Annotated in this window: 16 protein-coding genes and 1 pseudogene; 11 read left to right on the forward strand and 6 right to left on the reverse strand. The window is 66.0% G+C overall.

Annotated features, from left to right (window positions below; all coding sequences use genetic code 11):
• Positions 1-99 precede the first annotated feature (99 nt).
• Together amaA and amaB are read right to left on the reverse strand one after the other, a co-directional pair.
• Positions 100-1,386: an L-pipecolate oxidase gene (gene amaA / locus KSS95_RS02530; protein ID WP_217851386.1), complete on the reverse strand. Its 1,287-nt coding sequence runs from the start codon at positions 1,384-1,386 to the stop codon at positions 100-102.
• Positions 1,387-1,517: 131 nt separating this feature from the next.
• Positions 1,518-3,008 (reverse strand): L-piperidine-6-carboxylate dehydrogenase, encoded by a 1,491-nt coding sequence (amaB, locus tag KSS95_RS02535; protein WP_217851388.1) that lies wholly within the window; start codon positions 3,006-3,008, stop codon positions 1,518-1,520.
• A gap of 135 nt (positions 3,009-3,143) precedes the next feature.
• Here amaB and KSS95_RS02540 point away from each other — a divergent pair, with 135 nt between their 5' ends.
• Together KSS95_RS02540 and hglS are read left to right on the forward strand one after the other, a co-directional pair.
• On the forward strand, positions 3,144-4,034 hold the full coding sequence (locus KSS95_RS02540) for a LysR family transcriptional regulator (RefSeq protein ID WP_217851390.1): 891 nt from the start codon (positions 3,144-3,146) through the stop codon (positions 4,032-4,034).
• A 205-nt stretch (positions 4,035-4,239) separates the two neighbouring features.
• Entirely contained in the window at positions 4,240-5,625 is a 1,386-nt protein-coding gene (hglS, locus tag KSS95_RS02545; protein ID WP_217851392.1) for a 2-oxoadipate dioxygenase/decarboxylase HglS, read from the forward strand.
• Positions 5,626-5,749: 124 nt separating this feature from the next.
• On the opposite strand, the gene KSS95_RS24745 is transcribed toward hglS, so the two are convergent.
• The 3 genes and pseudogenes from KSS95_RS24745 to KSS95_RS02555 all read right to left on the reverse strand — a co-directional run bounded on the left by KSS95_RS24745 (position 5,750) and on the right by KSS95_RS02555 (position 8,784).
• Positions 5,750-6,619, reverse strand: coding sequence for a methyl-accepting chemotaxis protein (locus KSS95_RS24745; RefSeq protein WP_437179597.1), 870 nt, complete (start codon positions 6,617-6,619; stop codon positions 5,750-5,752).
• Positions 6,617-7,657, reverse strand: a pseudogene (locus tag KSS95_RS24750) (Cache 3/Cache 2 fusion domain-containing protein); the annotation flags it as partial. The gene KSS95_RS24745 and the pseudogene KSS95_RS24750, both read right to left, overlap by 3 nt.
• Positions 7,658-7,854: 197 nt before the next feature.
• Positions 7,855-8,784 (reverse strand): LysR substrate-binding domain-containing protein, encoded by a 930-nt coding sequence (locus KSS95_RS02555; protein WP_217851395.1) that lies wholly within the window; start codon positions 8,782-8,784, stop codon positions 7,855-7,857.
• A gap of 156 nt (positions 8,785-8,940) precedes the next feature.
• Here KSS95_RS02555 and KSS95_RS02560 point away from each other — a divergent pair, with 156 nt between their 5' ends.
• The 6 genes from KSS95_RS02560 to KSS95_RS02585 all read left to right on the forward strand — a co-directional run bounded on the left by KSS95_RS02560 (position 8,941) and on the right by KSS95_RS02585 (position 14,463).
• Positions 8,941-10,329: a NorM family multidrug efflux MATE transporter gene (locus tag KSS95_RS02560; protein ID WP_217851397.1), complete on the forward strand. Its 1,389-nt coding sequence runs from the start codon at positions 8,941-8,943 to the stop codon at positions 10,327-10,329.
• 612 nt (positions 10,330-10,941) lie between these two features.
• On the forward strand, positions 10,942-11,154 hold the full coding sequence (locus KSS95_RS02565) for a DUF1127 domain-containing protein (protein ID WP_011531561.1): 213 nt from the start codon (positions 10,942-10,944) through the stop codon (positions 11,152-11,154).
• Positions 11,155-11,453: 299 nt separating this feature from the next.
• Complete coding sequence (locus KSS95_RS02570; RefSeq protein WP_134689018.1) at positions 11,454-11,771, forward strand: DUF2388 domain-containing protein; 318 nt, start codon at positions 11,454-11,456, stop codon at positions 11,769-11,771.
• Positions 11,772-11,857: 86 nt separating this feature from the next.
• Entirely contained in the window at positions 11,858-12,151 is a 294-nt protein-coding gene (locus tag KSS95_RS02575; RefSeq protein WP_134689019.1) for a DUF2388 domain-containing protein, read from the forward strand.
• 36 nt (positions 12,152-12,187) lie between these two features.
• Positions 12,188-12,508: a DUF2388 domain-containing protein gene (locus tag KSS95_RS02580; RefSeq protein WP_011531558.1), complete on the forward strand. Its 321-nt coding sequence runs from the start codon at positions 12,188-12,190 to the stop codon at positions 12,506-12,508.
• Positions 12,505-14,463 (forward strand): DUF7844 domain-containing protein, encoded by a 1,959-nt coding sequence (locus KSS95_RS02585; RefSeq protein ID WP_217851399.1) that lies wholly within the window; start codon positions 12,505-12,507, stop codon positions 14,461-14,463. Before KSS95_RS02580 ends, KSS95_RS02585 begins: the two co-directional genes overlap by 4 nt.
• Before the next feature lie 176 nt (positions 14,464-14,639).
• Here KSS95_RS02585 and KSS95_RS02590 read toward each other — a convergent pair whose 3' ends face one another.
• Positions 14,640-15,041, reverse strand: a complete 402-nt coding sequence (locus KSS95_RS02590; protein ID WP_217851401.1) for a GFA family protein — start codon at positions 15,039-15,041, stop codon at positions 14,640-14,642.
• A gap of 268 nt (positions 15,042-15,309) precedes the next feature.
• Between KSS95_RS02590 and KSS95_RS02595 the strand changes: the two genes are divergently transcribed.
• From KSS95_RS02595 to KSS95_RS02605, 3 genes are all read left to right on the forward strand, one after another.
• Positions 15,310-16,617 (forward strand): CitMHS family transporter, encoded by a 1,308-nt coding sequence (locus KSS95_RS02595; protein WP_217851403.1) that lies wholly within the window; start codon positions 15,310-15,312, stop codon positions 16,615-16,617.
• Positions 16,618-16,690: 73 nt separating this feature from the next.
• Positions 16,691-17,461 (forward strand): TerC family protein, encoded by a 771-nt coding sequence (locus tag KSS95_RS02600; protein WP_134689024.1) that lies wholly within the window; start codon positions 16,691-16,693, stop codon positions 17,459-17,461.
• 352 nt (positions 17,462-17,813) lie between these two features.
• Positions 17,814-19,472, forward strand: coding sequence for a Na/Pi cotransporter family protein (locus tag KSS95_RS02605; RefSeq protein ID WP_217851405.1), 1,659 nt, complete (start codon positions 17,814-17,816; stop codon positions 19,470-19,472).
• The last annotated feature ends 25 nt before the right edge of the window (positions 19,473-19,497 follow it).

Here is a 19,497-nt window from a genome sequence, read left to right on the forward strand (position 1 = left end):
GAAAGGCCTGCGCAGCAGGCCCGGCGGTTCTGCATGAAGTCGAGATCCTGCAGCTGCTGCGCAGCCCTTTCACGACACCAGGCCGCGCGCCAATGCCGACTACAGGACGACCCGCAAGCACTGCCCGGCGTGATACAGCGAGAACCCCGACTCGTAGAACGCCGTGCGCAGCGAGGGTGCGCTCACCGGTTTCATCGGCGAGAACGGAATCGGCAGGTGCTGCGGGTCGTCCTTGAGCAGGAACTCGGCGAACGCCCGGCCGATCACCGTGCCGGTGGTGTTGCCCCGGCCGTTGTAGCCGGTCACCGCCACCAGCCCCGGCGCCGGCTCGAACAGGCGCATCAGGTGGTCGGGGGTGAAGTCGATGCAGCCGGTCCAGTGCATCTGCCATTCGACCTTGCCCAATTCAGGGTAGTAATGGCTCTGGATGCGGTCGGCCCAGCTGCGCACGAACCACGCCGGCTTGTTGTCGACCCGTCCCAGGCTGCCCAGCAACAGGCGGCCCTGGTCGTCGCGGCGGATGCTGCTGAGCACGGTGCGGGTATCCCACGAGCCCTGGCCATGGGGCAGCACCTTGTCGGCGGCGGCGCCGTGCAAGGGTTTGGAGGCCACCTGGTAGTAGTAGCCCCGGAAGAAGTGCTTCTGCAGGTTGCTCCAGTCGCCTTCGGTGTAGGCGCCGGTGGAGATCACCACCTTGTCGGCGCGCACCGAACCACGCCCGGTCATGACCTGCCAGGCGTCGCCGTCACGGGCCAGGCCTTCGACCGCCGACTGCTGGAACAGCGTGCCGCCGAGTCGCTCCACGGCAGCGGCCAGGCCCTGGGTGTAGGCCATGGGGTTGATGGTGCCGGCGCGGCGGTCGAGCAGCGCCGCGGCAATCTTGTCGGTACCGCAGTATTCCTGGCATTGCGCCCCGGTCAGCAACTCGACGTCGGCGCCTCGGCGCGTCCATTGCTGGTGGCGGGCCTCCAGGTCGGCGATGCCGGTGGCGTTGTGCGCCATGTGCAGGGTGCCCTTGTGCTGGGCCTGGCAGTCGATGCCCAGACGTTCGATCATCGCGAACACCTCGGCCGGAGCGCCGCCGAGCACCGTGTTCAGGCGGCTGCCCTGCTTGTGGCCGAGGGTCGCCTCGACGTCGTCGGGGCGGATCCAGGTGCCGGCGTTGACCAGGCCGACGTTGCGCCCCGAGCCTCCATGGCCGACCTTCCAGGCCTCCAGCAGGATCACCGACTTGCCTTGCTCGAGCAGGTGGATGGCCGCCGACAGCCCGGTGATGCCAGCGCCGATCACGCAGACATCGGCCTTGTGCTCACCGGCCAGGGCCTGGGCGCTGACGCTCGGCTGGGTGATGTGTTCCCACAGACATTCTTGACGCAGTTCGGACATGGCCCGGCTCCAGCGATATTGTTCTTTTTTGTGGCCCTATCGCCGGCAAGCCGGCTCCTGCAGGGTTGTGCGATCCCCTGTAGGAGCCGGCTTGCCGGCGATCCGGGGGCAAGGCCCCCGGCCATCGTGCATCAATCGAAGACGATACCCTGCGCCAGCGGCAACTCGCGCGAATAGTTCACGGTGTTGGTCTGCCGGCGCATGTAGCCTTTCCAGGCGTCCGAACCCGACTCACGGCCACCACCGGTCTCCTTCTCGCCGCCGAACGCCCCGCCGATCTCCGCACCGCTGGTGCCGATGTTGACGTTGGCGATGCCGCAATCGCTGCCCGCGGCGCTCTGGAAGCGCTCGGCCTCGCGCAGGTCGGTGGTGAAGATGCACGACGACAAGCCTTGCGGCACCTCGTTGTTCAGGCGCAGGGCCTCTTCGAAGTCGTCGTAGGCCAGCACGTAGAGGATCGGCGCGAAGGTTTCGTGGCGCACCACCTCGCTCTGGGCCGGCATCTGGGCAATGGCCGGTGTCACGTAGTAGGCATTGGGGTACTGGTCGGCCAGTTGGCGCTCGCCGCCGAACACCTGGCCACCTTCGTCGCGGGCCTTGGCCAGCGCGCCCTGCATGGCGTCGAACGACTGCTTGTCGATCAGCGGGCCGACCAGGTTGTCCTTGCGCGGATCGCCGATGCGCACCTTGGCGTAGGCGGCCTTGACCCGGGCCACCACCTCGTCCTTGATCGAACGGTGCACGATCAGTCGGCGCAGGGTGGTGCAGCGCTGGCCGGCGGTGCCAACGGCGGAGAACAGGATGCCGCGCACGGCCAGGTCCAGATCGGCGCTGGGCGCCAGGATCATCGCGTTGTTGCCGCCCAGTTCGAGGATGCTGCGGCCAAAGCGCGCAGCCACGCGCGGGCCCACTTCGCGGCCCATGCGGGTGCTGCCGGTGGCGCTGACCAGCGGCACACGCGGGTCGTCGACCAGGGCTTCGCCGGCTTCACGGCCGCCGATCACCAGCTGGCTGAGGCCGGCCGGGGCGTCACCAAAGGCTTTCAGGGCCTTCTCGAACAGCGCCTGGCAGGCCAGGGCGGTGAGCGGGGTCTTCTCGGACGGCTTCCACACCACCGCATTGCCGGCCACCAGGGCCAGGGCGGTGTTCCACGCCCACACCGCCACCGGGAAGTTGAAGGCGCTGATCACCCCGACCACACCCAGCGGGTGCCAGGTTTCGCGCATGTGGTGGCCCGGGCGCTCGGAGGCGATGGTCAGGCCGTACAGCTGGCGCGACAGACCGACGGCAAAGTCACAGATGTCGATCATCTCCTGTACTTCACCCAGGCCTTCCTGGGTGATCTTGCCAGCTTCGATGGACACCAGCTCGCCGAGGTCGGCCTTGTGCGCACGCAGCACCTCGCCGAACAGGCGCACCAGCTCGCCACGGCGTGGCGCCGGCACGCTGCGCCAGGCTTCGAAGGCCTGTTGGGCCTGGTCGATGCGGGCTATGGTGTCGGCCTTGCCGAGCAACTTCACCGCGGCGATCTGGCTGCCGTCGATCGGGGTGTGAACAGGGTAGTCGCCCTGGGTGTAAGCCGCGGCGGCAACGCCAAGGCGCTCGAGCAGTCCAGCAACCATTGTGCTTCTCCTTTCATCGGGTGAAGGGTTGGAAAATGACGTGGGTCAGTATTAATCCGATTACACAGGTGCAACAAACGACCTTTATTCCGCATATCATTCCGCCAGGTAATGATTTCAGCCGCCGAGACCCTTATGTCCAAACGCCTGGTTCCCTCCATGACCGCCTTGCAGTGCTTCGAGGCCGCCGCCCGCCACCTGAGCTTCACCCGCGCCGCCGAAGAGCTGCACCTGACCCAGAGCGCGGTGAGCAAGCAGGTGGCGCAGCTCGAAGAGATGCTGCGCCACCACCTGTTCCTGCGTATCCGCCGGCGCCTGCAATTGACCCCCGCCGGCGCCCTGTACCTGGCCGAGGTGAACAAGATCCTCACCCAGGTCGACATGTCCAGCCGCTACGTGCTCACCTACGGCACCCAGACTGAAGTATTGAAAGTCGCCACCCAGCCGAGTTTCGGCGTGCGCTGGTTGATCCCGCACCTCAAGGGCTTCGGCAAGCGCCACCCGAACATCCACCTGGACATCCGCAACGAAATGGAGCCGTTCGCCCTGCTGCAAGGGTCGGCGGACGTGGTGTTCTTCTACGGCCAGGGCACCTGGCCGGGGGCGACATGCGTGGAACTGTTCGGTGAGGAGGTGGTAGCGGTGTGCGCGCCCGAGTTGCTGCAGGGGCGCACGCTGCCCGACGCCGGTGCACTGACGGACCTGGTGCTGCTGCAGAGCGCCTCGCGCCCGCAGGCCTGGCATGAGTGGTTCCTCGAACAGGGGCTGCACACCGACAACAGCTACCACGGGCCGCGTTTCGATACGTTCTACATGGCCCTGAGCGCGGCGCAGTCGGGGTGTGGGGTGGCGCTGGTGCCGCGCTATCTGGTGGCCAGGGAGCTGGCCGAGGGCAGCCTGGTGCTGGCCTGGGACCATGCGATGAAGAGCAATGGCGCGCACTACCTGGCGTATGCCGAGCATGCGGCGGAGGTGCCGAAGGTGCGGGCATTGGTGGAGTGGGTTCGAGAACAACTTACGCCTTGAGATGGCCGGGGCTGCTGCGCACGCCTACAGAAGTACGCGATCCCCTGTAGGAGCGGCCTTGTGTCGCGAAAGGGGCGCACAGCGGCCTCATGGCCCTGAGGGTCGATCAAAAAAGGAATGAAACCCGCACTTTTTTTCGCTTGTACGGCAAGTCCATTCCCAGCTTTCATGTAAGCCTCCTCCACTCACCCCCAGGAAGCTTGCGATGCCCGCCCACGATTTCGTCAGCCCCGACCACATCCGCGCGCAGTTCTCTGCCGCCATGTCGCTCATGTACAAGCAGGAAGTGCCGCTGTACGGCACCCTGCTCGAGCTGGTGAGCGAGATCAACCAACAGGTCATGGCCGCGCAGCCCAAGGTGGCCGAGGCCCTGCGCTGGACCGGCGAAATCGAGCGCCTCGATCAGGAGCGCCACGGCGCCATCCGCGTCGGCAGCGCCGCGGAGCTGGCGACCATCGCCCGCCTGTTCGCGGTGATGGGCATGCACCCGGTGGGCTACTACGACCTGAGTTCGGCCGGGGTGCCGGTGCATTCCACCGCGTTTCGCGCCGTGCACGAGCAAGCGCTGCACATCAGCCCATTTCGGGTGTTCACCTCGCTGCTGCGCCTGGAACTGATCGACAACCCGCAGCTGCGCGCGCTGGCCCAGGGCATCCTCGACCAGCGGCAGATCTTCAGCCCACGGGCCCTGGCGCTGATCGCCCAAAGCGAGCGCGACGGCGGCCTGAACCAGGCCGATGCCGGCACCTTCGTGCAGGAGGCGCTGCACACCTTCCGCTGGCACCAGGACGCCACCGTGACCGCCGCGCAGTACCAGCAACTGCACGACCAGCACCGGCTGATCGCCGATGTGGTGGCGTTCAAGGGCCCGCACATCAACCACCTGACCCCGCGCACCCTGGACATCGACGCGATCCAGCTCGGCATGCCGGCCAAGGGCATCCCGCCCAAGGCGGTGGTCGAGGGCCCGCCCACCCGCCGCCAGCCGATCCTGCTGCGCCAGACCAGCTTCAAGGCGCTGCAGGAAAAGGTCGCCTTCAGCGACGCACAAGGCAGCCATACCGCGCGTTTCGGCGAAATCGAGCAGCGTGGCGCGGCGCTGACGCCCAAGGGACGCCAGTTGTACGACCGTCTGCTGGATGCCACCCGCGCGGCCCTGGGTGGCGCACCGGCAGAGGCCAATGCCGAGCGTTACATGGCGCTGCTGCACGAACAGTTCCGGGCCTTCCCAGATGACCTGGGGCAGATGCGCGAGCAGGGGCTGGCGTACTTCCGCTATTTCGCCACCGAAAAAGGCCTGGCGGCGCGTGGGCAGCAGGATCGCCCGACCACCCTGCAGGGGTTGATCGAGGCCGGGCACGTGCATTTCGAGGCGCTGGTGTACGAGGATTTCCTGCCGGTGAGCGCGGCGGGGATCTTCCAGTCCAACCTGGGCGACGAGGGCCAGGCCGAGTATGGCAGCAATGCCAACCGCGAGGCCTTCGAGGCGGCGCTGGGGCTCAAGGTGCAGGATGAGTTGGCGCTGTATGCGCAGAGCGAGCGCAGGTCGTTGCAGGCGTGTGCGCAAGCGTTGGGGCTGGGGACTCTGTAGGGTTTGAAACCACTGGGGCCGCGTTGCGGCCCTTTCGCGACACAAGGCCGCTCCTACAGGCGAGCGCGTTCCCATGTAGGAGCGGCCTTGTGTCGCGAAAGGGCTGCAAAGCAGCCCCAGTGCACTATCCGTGGGTGCGGAACCGATCCACTTCCTGGCGCAACTGCCCTGCCAGCCCTTCCAGCTCGCGGGCGGTCATGGCCAGCTCATTGGCCACATCACGCTGTTCGCTGTTGGCCTGGGCGATGCTCTGCAGGTTGCGGCTGAGCACCGTCGCGGTGCTGCTCTGCTCCTGGGTCGCGGTACTGATCACGGCAAACTGCTCGCCCGCCGCCCTGCTCTGCTCGTCGATCCGCGCCAGCGCCTCGGCCACCTTGTCGTTGCGCGCCAGGCCCTCCTGCATCAGCTGGTTGCCCTGCTCCAGGGTGTTGATGGCATGCCCGGTCTGCTGCTGGATGCTGGCGATCATCCCGGAAATCTCGTCGGTGGCCTGGCGGGTACGCGCGGCCAGGCCACGCACCTCGTCGGCGACCACGGCGAAACCACGGCCCTGCTCCCCTGCCCGCGCCGCCTCGATGGCGGCGTTGAGCGCCAGCAGGTTGGTCTGCTCGGCGATGGCGGTGATCACGCCGACAATCCCGCCGATCTCCTGGGACCGCGCCCCCAGGGTGTCCATCACCGCGGCGGTGCCGCCCAGCGCGTCGGCGATCTGCTTGAGCGAGGCCGACGCTTCGTCCATGGCATTGCGACCAATACGGGTCTGCTGGGCATTGTCGCGGGCCATGCGCTCGGTACCGGCCATGTTGTCGGCGATGTTCATCGAGGTGGCGCTGAACTCCTCCACCGCGCCGGCCATGCTGGTGATCTCGCCGGACTGTTGGTCCATGCCCTCGCAGGCCCCGGACGACAATCCGGACAACGACCGGGCGCGGCCACTGACCTGGTCGGAGGCGCTGCGGATATGCTCGACCATGGTCGCCAGGGCCTCGCCCATCTGGTTGAAGCTGCGCGCCAGCTGGCCGATCTCATCCTGGCTGGTGACACTCAGGCGGGCATTCAGGTCGCCCGCGCCCAGGGCTTCGGCCTGGCGCACCAGGTCGCCCAGCGGGCGTAGCTTGCGGCGCAGCAGCCAGAGCGTGGCGGCGACGGCCAGGAGCATGGCCAGCAGGCTGCCGATGGCCAGGCGCAAGCCGACGCTCCAGGTCACGGCGCGGATTTCCGCCTTGGGCATGCTCGCCACCACGGTCCATGGGCCTTCGGCGAACGGCGCGCTGACACTGAACAGGTCCTGCTCGGCATTGGCCGGGGGCACCAGCCATTGGCCCTGGTCGTCACGTATGGCCAGGGAGCCGGTCTGGCCGATGCGAAAGCGCTTGAGGTTGGCGAACTGGGCGTTCTGCGCATCGGTGTAGTCGAAGCCGACGAACAGCACGGCGATGACCCGGCCGCTGCCATCGCGCACTGGCACGTAGCGGGTCATGTAGTTGCGCTCGAACAGCACCGCGCGGCCGACGTACATCTGCCCGGCCAGCAACTTGGCATAGGCCGGGTGCTGGCGGTCCAGCTGGGTGCCGATGGCGCGGTTGCCGTCCTGCTTCTTCAGGTTGGTGCTGATGCGCACGAAATCGTCGCCGCTGCGCACGAACAGCGTCGCGATCCCGGCCGTCATCTGCTGGAATTCATCGACCACCTGGAAGTCGTTGTTCAACAGCCGCTCGCCCAGGTACAGCGCCGGCGTGGCCTGGCCTGCCACCTGCGCGGTCTCGCCGGCGCGCAGCGCCAGGCCCGAGGCGAAGCGGCGCTCGAACAGGCCGCTCAGGCGTTGGGTGTTGTCCTTGAGCGAACCGTGGAAAGTGTCGAGCTGGTCGGCCAGCAGCCGCGCCTCGCTGGCCAGGTGTTCCTGGCGGGTGGCGAGGTTGGCGTCGTCCAGCGAACGCAGGGCGAACAGGGTACTGCCGGTGATCACCAGCGCCAGCACGATGGCGAGGGCGATGCCGAGCTGCGAGGCGATGCGGGCACGCGGTTGAGACATGGGAAAGCTCCTGGCAAGAGGCCGGGATCATCCTGATCACGCTGACCGCCCGCTTCCAATCGACGGGTAATCGCGCCCTCTTCCGGGACGCTGGTGCAACTTGATCGGCTTGGCGGGGGAATACTTGAGCGTGGAGCCTGGATATTCGCAAACCTTTGCCTGGTGCTCGGCGGCCGGCGCCTACCAGCTCGAACGGTTCAATGCTGGGCCGACAGGATCTGCACCGCTGGCAAGTCCATCGCCGCCGCCTCTTCCTGCAAGAACACACTCAACCGGCGCAGGCGCTCGCCACCCGGTCGGGTCCGTGGCCAAACCAGGTAGTAGTCCATGCCGCTGGCCACCGCCGTCGGCCAGGGCAGGCTCAAGCGCCGCCCGGCCACGTCCTCGGCCACCATCAGCAGGTCGCCCATGGAAATCCCATAACCCCGGGCGGCCGCGATCATGCCCAGCTCCAGGGTGTCGAACACCTGCCCTCCCTTGAGCGATACCTTGTCGGTCAGCCCCATGCGCGCCAGCCATGCCCGCCAGTCACGCTTGTCGGGGGTGGGGTGCAACAGTTCGATGCCGCACAGGCGCCGCTCGTCCCACGGCGCATCGTCCAGCAGGTCCGGCGCGCCGACCGGAATCAACAGCTCGGAGAACAACCGGCGCACCTCCCAGTCCGCCGGGAAGCTACCGTCGCTGAGCAACACCGCGCAGTCGAACGGCTCCTGGTGGAAATCCACGTGGTCGACGTCCATCCAGGCGCTGGTCAGTTGCACTTCATTACCTGGCTGCAAATGCCGAAAGCGGCTCAACCGCGCCAGCAGCCAGCGCATGGTCAGGGTCGACGGTGCTTTCATGCGCAGGATGTCGTCTTCGCCGCGCAAGGTGTCGCAGGCCCGCTCCAGCGCGGCGAAACCCTCACGCACCCCAGGCAGCAACACCCGCGCCGCCTCGGTGAGTTGCAGGCTGCGGCCGTTGCGCACGAACAGGCGGCAGGCGAAATGCTCTTCCAGCGTGCGGATATGCCGGCTGACCGCGCTCTGGGTGATCGACAGCTCTTCCCCGGCACGGGTGAACGAGCTCAGCCGGGCGGCGGCTTCGAATGCGCGCAGCGCATAGAGCGGAGGAAGCTGGCGGGACATGATGCACCTGTCATACGGGGCCGAAACGCGAGACCCGGATCATATAGCCATGAGTCAAACTCATGCGAGCAATCGCTTTTATCCTTTTGTGCAAAGTTGACCGAAGCTTCAGAATTGCCTGCTCGCACTTTCGCACCATCCAGAAGGACCACCCCCATGCATGTCGCGCCCACCACCGAACTCAAGGCTCTACTGCGCCTGGCCGGGCCGCTGATCGCCTCGCAGCTGGCGCATATGCTGATGGTGCTCACCGACACCCTGATGATGGCCCGTATCAGCCCGCAGGCCCTGGCCGGTGGCGGCCTGGGCGCGGCCAGCTATTCGTTCGTGTCGATCTTCTGCCTGGGGGTGATCGCCGCAGTCGGCACCTTGGTGGCCATCCGCAAGGGCGCCGATGACACCGAGGGCGTCACCCGCCTGGCGCAGAGCGGCCTGTGGCTGGCCTGGGGCCTGGCGCTGGTGGCGGCGCTGGTGATGTGGAACCTCAAGCCGGTGCTGCTGTTGTTCGGGCAGCAGCCCGAGAACGTCGACTCGGCCATGCAACTGCTGACCCTGTTGCCGCTGGCCCTGCCCGGCTACATGACCTTCATGGCCCTGCGCGGTTTCACCAGTGCCCTTGGCCACTCGACGCCGGTGATGGTCATCAGCCTGGTCGGCACGGTGTTCAACTACCTGTTCAACCACGCGCTGATCGAGGGCATGTTCGGCCTGCCCAAGCTGGGGCTGATGGGTATCGGCCTGGTCACTGCGCTGGTGACCCTGGGCATGGCCATTGCCCTGGCGCTGTACATCCGCTGGCACAAGGCCTATGCCGACTACCCATTGCGCAAGGGTCTGTCGCGCCCTTCCCTGCCGGCCCTGCGCGAACTGTGGCGGCTGGGCCTGCCGATTGGCGGCACCTACATGGTCGAGGTTGGCTTGTTCGCCTTCGCCGCCCTGTGCATGGGCGTGCTGGGCAGCACCGAGCTTGCGGCGCACCAGATCGCCCTGCAGATCGTCTCCACCGCGTTCATGGTGCCGACCGGGCTGTCCTATGCGGTGACCATGCGCGTCGGCCTCTACTATGGCGCTGGCAACCTGCTGGCGGCGCGCAGTGCCGGGCGCGTGGGCATTGGTTTCGGTGCCTCGCTGATGTTCGCCTTCGCCGCGTTGTTCTGGCTGCTGCCCGATAGCCTGGTGGCGTTGTTCATCGATCGCAACGACCCGGCCTTCGCGGCGATCTTCATGCTGGCGGTACAGTTGTTGATGGTTGCGGCGTGGTTCGAGTTGTTCGACGGCGTGCAGACCATTGCCATGGGCTCTATCCGTGGCTTGAAGGATGCCAAGACCACGTTCCTGATCGGGTTGGTGTGCTATTGGCTGGTGGGCGCGCCGAGCGCATGGTTGTTCGCGTTCACCCTTGGCGGGGGCGCTCCGGGTATCTGGTGGGGGCTGGCGCTGGGCCTGGCTTGTGCGGCGGTGGCGCTGACGCTGGGCTTTGAGTGGCGGATGAAGCGGTTGCTGGGCAAGGCCGGGCAGGCGCGGGGGACGGCGGTTTCGGCTTGAGGGGGTTGGGGCTGGGCGATGCGCCCAGGTGCATGACGCAAGGCATGCAGGGGCAGTGAGATCGAGCGCCGCCCGCGCGGCGCATCGCGGATAAATCCGCTCCTACATCTGTTGCAACGTACCGAACCTGTCAGGCCATGGTTGCCAGCCTTGGCGCAGGGCGCAAGACAGGCGAGGCGGCAGCAATGCCCACGCAGAAATCACGTCGAGCGCACCAGGCTAACAACCATGGCCTATCAGACATGGCCACGTTGCAACAAATGTGGGAGCGGATTCATCCGCGATGCGCCGCGCGGGCGGCGCTCGATGTGATAGGCGCCGCAACTGTGTCGTCGAACACCTCAACACCCACCATCATAAAAAACTGTACTACTGTACTGCCATTCACAGCACTTGCAGCCCCCTCCCACACCCTCATCTGATAAAAAGCGCACCAAAACAGTGCCTACCGGTACAGTTCCGCTAATAACCAGTGCAACAGTCGCTTTCAACAGTTAACTGAGCCATCGCAATACAACTGAACTGTACCTACTGTTCTGGACGAGAGAGGAGGAAGATGGGCACCAGTTAAATCACTACCTAATCCCGCCACAAGCGGAAGGATGACACATCATGGAACGTACCCTCAGTTCCGACCTGGTTTTCGAAAACGCCCAAGCTTCCAACGCTGCCCTGCCACTGCGCGTTCTGTCCACCCTGGTACTGTGGCAGCGCCGCATGGCCAGCCGCCGCCAACTGGCGCGCCTGGACTCTCGCCTGCTGGCCGACGCCGGTATCAGCGAGTCGCAGCGCTACGAAGAGCTCAGCAAGCCGTTCTGGCGCTAAGCCCCGGCTGCCGGCCTGGCCCGGCACCGCGAATTTCCAAGAACCCGTCGCAGGTAACTGCGACGGGTTTTTTGTTTGTATGCCCCGCGTTAGAGCACCTCGGACGCAAACGTGTACAGTTTTATAAAATTAAAATATAACCGGTACAGTTACGTTTTGTGATGTTTACCCAAGCCAAGCGTTAGAACCTGCGCGTGTTACGCTTGTCCTACGCGCCTGGCAGATAAAGTACCGTGACGAGCCAAGCGAGCGTCCGATAACCAGAACCACCCAAGACCCTGTGCAGGAGTCCACCGATCATGTCCCGTTATCACCTGTTTGGCGCCGCCTTGCTGCTGTCCCTGGCCGGCGCGGCCAATGCCACCAGCTTCGTCGTCACCACCGATGCCGTGGTCGGCGCGGTGGCCGCTTCCACCGACGCCACCTCCGACATTTCCTCCTCGTTCCGTGACGACAAGATCGTCCAGGCCGCCCGCGACGACGCCGCCAGCTTCGTCGGCAGCCAAGGCGCGATCCGTGGCGCCAAGCTGGAGAGCGCATTCGTGCACATCCGCCAGCAGCTGCCGGCGCTGCAGGCCAGCGACGCGCAACTGGCAAGCGCCATCCTCGCCCTCTGATCCCGCTATCAGCCCGGATTCACTGGCCCCGGCCGGTGCATCCGGGGTAGCCTTCGCCGCCCGAGACAACTGCTTTCAAGCCAGCCATGCGTTATCTGTTGCCATCATTGTTCGCCCTCACCTGCGTGGGCAGCGCCCATGCCATGGATGCCACCACCCAGAGCCTGGTCATCACCGGCTATGTCACCAGCCAGGTGACCGCCGCGCCGTTCGACCGCAAGCGTATCGTCGCCGCCCGGGACGATGCCGCCGCGTTCGTCGCCAGTGACGGCCTGATCCGCGGCGCGCGCCTGCAAGCGGCATTCGACACCCTGCGCCAGGGCTGCACCCGGCACTCTGTCGGCGACCGTGAACTGGCCGAAGCGATTCTCGTCCAATAACTACACCTGCTCCTTTTGCACTCCCGGAGATGCTCCATGCGTAAACCGCTGATCGCCGCCACCCTCGGCATGCTGCTGCTCGCCGACCTGGCCCAGGCGCACACCCTGGTGGCCACCAGCAACATCATCGTCCGTGCCTTCGGCCGTTCGATCGACTTCACCTCGGACACCACCACCTCGATCCGCGATTCCAAAGTGGTCCGTGAGGCCCACGACGACGCCGCCAGCTTCGTCGCCAGCAACGGCGACATCCGCGGCGCCCAGCTGGAAGCCGCGTTCGACACCCTGCGCGCCCGCGTGCCAGAGGCCCGTGACGCCAGCGACCAGGTGCTGGCCGAAGCTATCCTCGCCCTGTGAAGCGCGTGCGTGCCTGGCTGCTGGGCTGCGCCCTGACGCTGCTCGGCACGCCCGCCCTGGCCGACCTGCAACTGCTGTTGCAACACGACGGCCTCGATTCGGCCCAACAGCAGGCCAGCCAGGCGCTGCTCGACGAGGCCATGGCCAAGCTGCCACCGCGCTTCAAGCAGCAACTCGACCGGCAGATCCTGGTCAGCTGGAGCGTGCGCATGCCCGAGGACGCCTACGGGCAGGCCTCGCCGGTGGCCACCCTCGACCTCAACCGCCGCCTGCTGCCAGGCCTGGTCGATGGCAGCGCCGCCCGTGAACAGACCAACCGCCCCCACGGCACGGTCCGCCAGGAGCTGCTGGCCACCGTGCTGCACGAGTTGACCCATATCTACGACCGCGCGCGCCTGTGGCCCAGCGCCGAGCGCCGGCTGATCAGCCGCTGCGCGCGCCAACAGGGCGCCCTGGGCAAGGTCGGCCTGCCCCAGGACTGCCGCGGCCAGGCCGAGCGCCGTTTCACCCTCAGCGACGACCCGCGGCTGCTCGACCTGGCCGGCTGGCCGCAATACGTCGGCCGGCGGGGCGAGCGCGAGCAGCACAACGGCCAGGGCGTGCGCAGCCCGGACAGCTACGAGCTGAGCAGCCCGAAGGAGTTCGTCGCGGTCAACATGGAGTACTTCCTCCTCGACCCAAGCTACGGCTGCCGACGCCCGGCGCTGAACCAGTACCTGCGCGAGCACTTTGCCTGGGCGCCCGAACAGGCCACCTGCGCCAAGGGCCTGCCGTTCCTCAACGCCGGCAACGACTTCGCTCGCCAGCCCTTGGGCGAGATCGACCCGGAGCGGGTGTACGAGGTGGACTACCTGCTGGCCGAGGCCAACCAGAACTGGGTCAGCCGCTGGGGCCACAGCATGCTGCGCCTGGTGATCTGCGCCCCGGGCCGCCCGCGCGGCCCGGCCTGCCGGCTGGACCTGGACCAGAGCCTGGTGCTGTCGTACCGCGCCTTCGTCAACGACGTGCAGTTGTCCAGCTGGGACGGCCTGGTCGGTGCCTACCCATCGCGGTTGTTCGTGCTGCCGCTGGGGCAGGTGATCGACGAATACACCAAGACCGAGCTGCGCAGCCTGGCCTCGGTACCGCTCAAGCTCAGCCGCAACGAGATCGAGAACCTGGTGCGCCAGGCCGCCGAAATGCACTGGAGCTACGACGGCAACTACTACTTCCTGTCCAACAACTGCGCGGTGGAGTCGCTCAAGCTGCTGCGCAGCGGCACGGCCAACCCGCGCCTGAACGACCTCGACAACATCATGCCCAACGGCCTGCTGGAGGTGCTCAAGGGCAGGGGGCTGGCCGATACCAGCGTGCTCGACGACCCACGCGAGGCGTTGCGCCTGGGCTATCGCTTCGATTCCTACCGCGAACGCTACCAGGCCATGTTCGACGTGCTGCGCAAGCAGTTGCCGATCAAGCAGACGGCGGTGGAAGACTGGCTGGCGCTGGATGCCGAACAACGCCGCCCGTGGTTCGAGCGAGCCGACCTGCGCACCAGCGCGGCCTTGCTGCTGCTCGAACAGGCCGGCTTGCGCCGCCAGTTGCTGCTGGCCCAGGATGAGGTCAAGCAGCGCTACCTCAATGGCCGCGCGCTCAAGGACGGCAGTTTCGACAAGGCCAATGAAACCTTGCAGGCGATGCTGGCCAACAGCGGCTTCCTCAGCCGCCCGGCGGAATTGCTCGGGGCAGGGGGCTACGGCCTGCCGCAACCGCAGGAGCGCAAACAGCTGGAGCAGGTGAGCAGCGAGCGCCAGGCCCAGCTATTGCGCCTGAGCACCGACCTGGACCAGCAGGTGAGGGCGCTGCTGGGGCCCGAGCGGGGCAGGCAGATCAAGGCGGTGGAGGCCAACATCAAGCAGATCGGCGAACGCCTGCGGGCTCTGCACAAGGCCGCCGGGGGGTTACAGTTGCCCTGAGGCCTGCAGGTGCACCCTCATCGCTGTAGGAGCGGCCTTGCCAAGGCGTCGGACCGCTCGGAAAGGAGCGCGAAGCGGCCCCAGATTTCAGCGGCGCAGCAGACATCGCCGGGGCTGCTTTGCAGCCCCTTCGCGACGCAAGGCCGCTCCTACAGAAAACCTCGCAGCCGGTCACCTCAAAGGCGCTCCTCATCCTCCTCCGGCAACCCTTGATCCACCTGCAACCACGGCAAGCGGCTCGTCACCCAGATATGCCGATTGGCCGGCACCCGCTCGGGGTGATCCAAGGTCGCCACCGTCACATCTATCGTGTCAGGGCTATGCGCGGTCACCAGCGCCACGTGCGCCCCGCAGTTGCCACAGAAATACCGGCTGCAGCTCTGCGGCGCCATATAGCGCTGGGGCGAGCCGGCCAGCCACTGGAAACCCGCCAGCGGCAGGGTGACCCAGGTCACCAGCGTAGCGCCGCTGACCCGCCGGCAGATCGAGCAATGACAATGGGCGACATCGCCCAGGTCGGCCTGCAGCCGATAGCGCAACGCCCCGCAATGACACCCGCCTTCCACGACATCCACCATCGAAACGACCTCCCGTCGCCTGGCACCAGCCGAAAGCTGGCTGAAAGCTTGCCCACCTAGGATAGCGCCACCACCGGCAAAGACCGGTCAGCCAGGGCACGCGGAATCTTCCGTGCCCGGCCCAATCAACAACAACAATGGTGATTCCCGATGTTTTCCTGTGCCCGCCTTCCCGCCGTACCCCCGCAGCTACTCCCCGCGCAGCGCCTGACGCGCTGATCCGCCCGAAGCGTCCTTCCTTTCGCCGCGCCACGCCTGGAGTACTGCCATGCTGACCTTCCTCGGCTTCGCCATGGTCATCACTTTCATGTACCTGATCATGACCAAGCGCCTGTCGGCCTTGATCGCCCTGATCCTGGTACCGATCCTGTTCGCCCTGTTCGGGGGTTTCTACAGCGACATCGGCCCGATGATGCTGCAAGGCATCAGCAAGCTCGCGCCCACTGGCGTGATGCTGATGTTCGCCATTCTCTACTTCGCCCTGATGATCGACTCCGGCCTGTTCGACCCGGCCGTGCGCAAGATCCTCAAGCTGGTCAAGGGCGACCCGCTGAAGGTCTCGGTAGGCACTGCGGTGCTGGCCCTGGTGGTGTCCCTGGACGGTGACGGCGCCACCACCTACATGATCTGCTGCGCGGCCATGCTGCCGATGTACAGCCGCCTGGGCATGAGCCCGCGGATCATGGCTGGCCTGATCATCCTCGCCGGCGGGGTGATGAACATGACCCCCTGGGGTGGCCCCACCGCCCGCGCTGCCAGCGCCCTGCACGTCGATCCGTCGGACATCTTCGTGCCGATGATCCCGGCCATGGCCTTCGGCGTGGCGGCGATCCTGGCCATCGCCTACTGGTACGGCAAGCGCGAGCGCGCCCGCCTGGGCGAGCTGCACCTGCCCACCGACGACATCGACCACAGCGAAATCAGCGTGTCGCAGTTCCCGGAAGCACGCCGGCCCAAGCTGATCTGGTTCAACGGCGCCCTGACCGCCGCGCTGATGGTGGCGCTGATCGCCGGCGTGCTGCCGCTGCCGGTGCTGTTCATGATCGCCTTCAGCATCGCCATGATCGTCAACTACCCGTGCCTGCAGCAGCAGAAGGACCGCATTGCCGCCCACGCCTCCAGCGTGCTGGCAGTGAGCGGGCTGATCTTCGCCGCCGGCATCTTCACCGGCATCCTGTCGGGCACCGGCATGGTCGACGCCATGTCCAAGAGCCTGCTGGCGGTGATTCCGGAGGCGTTCGGCCCGTACATGGCGGTGATCACCGCCATCATCAGCATGCCGTTCACCTTCTTCATGTCCAACGACGCCTTCTACTACGGCGTGCTGCCGGTACTGTCGGAGTTCGCCAGCCACTACGGCGTCACCCCGGTGGAAATGGCCCGCGCGTCGATCGTCGGCCAACCGGTACACCTGCTCAGCCCGCTGGTACCCTCCACCTACCTGCTGGTGGCCCTGGCCGGCATCGAGTTCGGCGATCATCAGCGCTTCACCCTCAAGTGGGCAGTGCTGGTGTGCCTGTGCATAATGCTCGGCGCGCTGGCCTTGGGGACTTTCCCGCTGTTCAGCAGTCTGTAACAACAAGCGCCTCATCCAACCGCAAAGCGCCCGCCATCAGGGCGCTTTGCCTTTACCGCTCGAAGGAATACACATGGAATGGCTGACCAGCCCGGAAATCTGGGTTGCCTTTTTCACCCTCACCGCGCTTGAGATCGTGCTCGGGATCGACAACATCATCATGATCTCGATCCTGGTCAGCCGCATGCCCAAGCACATGCAGCCACGCACGCGGATCTTCGGCCTGGCGTTGGCCATGGTCACGCGGATCATGCTGCTGCTGTCGATCACCTGGGTCATGCGCCTGACCGACGACCTGTTCCATGTGCTCGGCCAGGGTATTTCCGGCCGCGACCTGATCCTGTTCTTCGGCGGCCTGTTCCTCTTGTGGAAAAGCTCCCAGGAGATCTACCACGGCCTGGAAGGCGAGGACGAAAGCGCCGAGGAGCCAAAAGGGGCGGGCGGCAAGTTCTTCTACACCATCATCCAGATCGCCATCATCGACATCGTGTTCTCGCTGGACTCGGTGATCACCGCGGTGGGCATGGTCTCCCACGTGCCGGTGATGATCGCCGCGATCATCGTCGCGGTGCTGGTGATGATGCTCTGCGCCGGCACCATAAGCGACTTCATCGACAAGCACCCTTCGCTGAAGATGCTTGCACTTTCGTTCCTGATCGTCGTAGGTACCGTGCTGATCGCCGAATCCTTCGATGTGCATGTGCCCAAGGGCTACGTGTACTTCGCCATGGCCTTCTCGCTGGCGGTGGAGGCGATCAACATCCGCATGCGCACCGCCCTGGCGCGCAAGAAGGGCAAGGAGCACGACCCGGTGAAACTGCGCAAGGACATTCCGGGTCAGTAAGATCAGGAGCGCGGTAAAAAAGGGCCCTTCGCAGGGCCCTTTTTGCATCCACGTCCCCTGTAGGAGCGGCCTTGCCGGGGCGCCGGACCGGTCGGAAAGGGCCGCGAAGCGGCCCCGGCGATCCATGCGGCGCCGCTGAAACCTGGGGCCGCTGCGCGCCCCATCGCGACGCAAGGCCGCTCCTACAGGCACCCATGTTTCAAATATGTTTCACACATGCCAAGCTGGCACCCATCGCGCACAACAACTAAAGCTTCAGTGAGCACTGGAAAAAACCAGCCCACCCCCGGGCCAGGCTCACCGCCGCACCATTGGTCCCGACCAGGGGCATAGAACAAAAGGGGGCCCGACCATGTTGACCCTGCTCAACCTGCTCTCCGCCGTCGCATTGCTGGTATGGGGCACGCACATCGTGCGTACCGGCATCCTGCGGGTGTACGGCTCGAACCTGCGCCGCGTGCTTGGGCAGAACATGAACAAGCGCCCGCTGGCATTCGTCGCCGGCATCCTGGTCACCGCCATGGTGCAAAGCAGCAACGCCACCGCCATGCTGGTCACCTCGTTCGTCGGCCAGGGCCTGATGGCCATGACCCCGGCGCTGGCAATCATGCTCGGCGCCGACGTCGGTACCGCGCTGATGGCGCGGGTGCTGACCTTCGACCTGTCGTGGCTGTCACCGCTGCTGATTTTCCTCGGGGTGATCTTCTTTCTTTCGCGCAAGCAGACCCGCGCCGGGCAACTGGGCCGGGTGGGCATCGGCCTGGGCCTGATCATCCTGGCCTTGCAGCTGATCGTCCACGCCGCCGCGCCGATCACCCACGCCCAAGGGGTGAAGGTGCTGTTCGCCTCGCTGACCGGCGACATCCTCCTCGACGCGCTGATCGGCGCGCTGTTCGCCATGATTTCCTATTCCAGCCTGGCCGCCGTGCTGCTCACCGCCACCCTGGCCGGCGCCGAGGTGATCAGCCTGCCGGTGGCCATCGGCCTGGTGATCGGCGCCAACATCGGCAGCGGCCTGCTCGCCTTCCTCACCACCAGCCTGCAGAACAGCGCCGGGCGCCGCGTGGCGCTGGGCAGCCTGCTGTACAAAGTCATCGGCCTGCTGTTGATCATCCCGGTGCTGCACCCGCTGGTGGCGTGGATGGATAGCCTGAGCTTCAGCCCGCAGGAGCTGGTGATCGGCTTCCACCTGCTCTACAACACCTTGCGCTGCCTGCTGATGCTGCCGACGGTCAAGCCCATGGGGCGGGTGTGCAATTACCTGCTGCCTGAGCGCGAGCATGGCAACGGCCATACCCAGCCACGCCACCTCGACCCGACCGCGCTGAACACTCCCAGCCTGGCCCTGGCCAACGCCGTGCGCGAAACCTTGCGCCTGGGCGACATCGTCGACAGCCTGCTCGAGGCCATGCTCGGCGCCCTGCGTGGCACCCAGACCGCCATGCCGCAACAGGTGCGCACCCTGGGCGAGGACGCCGAGGCGCTGTACAACGCCATCAAGCTGTACCTGGCGCAGATGCCTCGCGAAGACCTTGGCGAGCAGGACAACCGGCGTTGGGCGGAAATCATCGAGCTGGCGATCAACCTCAAGCTGGCCAGCGACCTGATCGAGCGCATGCTGCGCAAGGTCCAGCAGCAGAAGACCTCGCAACGCCGCGAGTTTTCCCAGGTCGGCCTGGAGGAGCTGACCGGCTTGCAGGAGCAATTGCTGGCCAACCTGCGCCTGGGCCTGTCGGTATTCCTCAGTGCCGACCCGCACAGCGCGCGCCAGCTGCTGCGTGAAAAACGCCGCTTCCGCGCCCAGGAGCGGCGCCTGGCCCACGCCCATGTCAGCCGCCTGCAACGTAAAGTGGTGCAAAGTATCGAAACCAGTTCGCTACACTTGGAGCTCATTGCCGACATGAAACGGTTGAACTCTTTGTTCTGCAGCAGTGCCTATGTGGTACTGGGCGGCACCGACACCGGCGGGCTGATGCTCGACAGCGTGCCGGACGAAGCCCGCCAGCCCTGAACCGACACACCCCGGAGACCGAAGC

Source organism: Pseudomonas muyukensis (assembly GCF_019139535.1).
Classification (GTDB): Bacteria; Pseudomonadota; Gammaproteobacteria; order Pseudomonadales; family Pseudomonadaceae; genus Aquipseudomonas; species Aquipseudomonas muyukensis.

Coding starts and splice junctions, on each gene's coding strand:
- amaA (WP_217851386.1), bottom strand. CDS start 1,386: ATGTCCGAACTGCGTCAAGAATGTCTGTGGGAACACATCACCCAGCCG.
- amaB (WP_217851388.1), bottom strand. CDS start 3,008: ATGGTTGCTGGACTGCTCGAGCGCCTTGGCGTTGCCGCCGCGGCTTAC.
- KSS95_RS02540 (WP_217851390.1), top strand. CDS start 3,144: ATGTCCAAACGCCTGGTTCCCTCCATGACCGCCTTGCAGTGCTTCGAG.
- hglS (WP_217851392.1), top strand. CDS start 4,240: ATGCCCGCCCACGATTTCGTCAGCCCCGACCACATCCGCGCGCAGTTC.
- KSS95_RS24745 (WP_437179597.1), bottom strand. CDS start 6,619: ATGGGCGAGGCCCTGGCGACCATGGTCGAGCATATCCGCAGCGCCTCC.
- KSS95_RS02555 (WP_217851395.1), bottom strand. CDS start 8,784: ATGTCCCGCCAGCTTCCTCCGCTCTATGCGCTGCGCGCATTCGAAGCC.
- KSS95_RS02560 (WP_217851397.1), top strand. CDS start 8,941: ATGCATGTCGCGCCCACCACCGAACTCAAGGCTCTACTGCGCCTGGCC.
- KSS95_RS02565 (WP_011531561.1), top strand. CDS start 10,942: ATGGAACGTACCCTCAGTTCCGACCTGGTTTTCGAAAACGCCCAAGCT.
- KSS95_RS02570 (WP_134689018.1), top strand. CDS start 11,454: ATGTCCCGTTATCACCTGTTTGGCGCCGCCTTGCTGCTGTCCCTGGCC.
- KSS95_RS02575 (WP_134689019.1), top strand. CDS start 11,858: ATGCGTTATCTGTTGCCATCATTGTTCGCCCTCACCTGCGTGGGCAGC.
- KSS95_RS02580 (WP_011531558.1), top strand. CDS start 12,188: ATGCGTAAACCGCTGATCGCCGCCACCCTCGGCATGCTGCTGCTCGCC.
- KSS95_RS02590 (WP_217851401.1), bottom strand. CDS start 15,041: ATGGTGGATGTCGTGGAAGGCGGGTGTCATTGCGGGGCGTTGCGCTAT.
- KSS95_RS02595 (WP_217851403.1), top strand. CDS start 15,310: ATGCTGACCTTCCTCGGCTTCGCCATGGTCATCACTTTCATGTACCTG.
- KSS95_RS02600 (WP_134689024.1), top strand. CDS start 16,691: ATGGAATGGCTGACCAGCCCGGAAATCTGGGTTGCCTTTTTCACCCTC.
- KSS95_RS02605 (WP_217851405.1), top strand. CDS start 17,814: ATGTTGACCCTGCTCAACCTGCTCTCCGCCGTCGCATTGCTGGTATGG.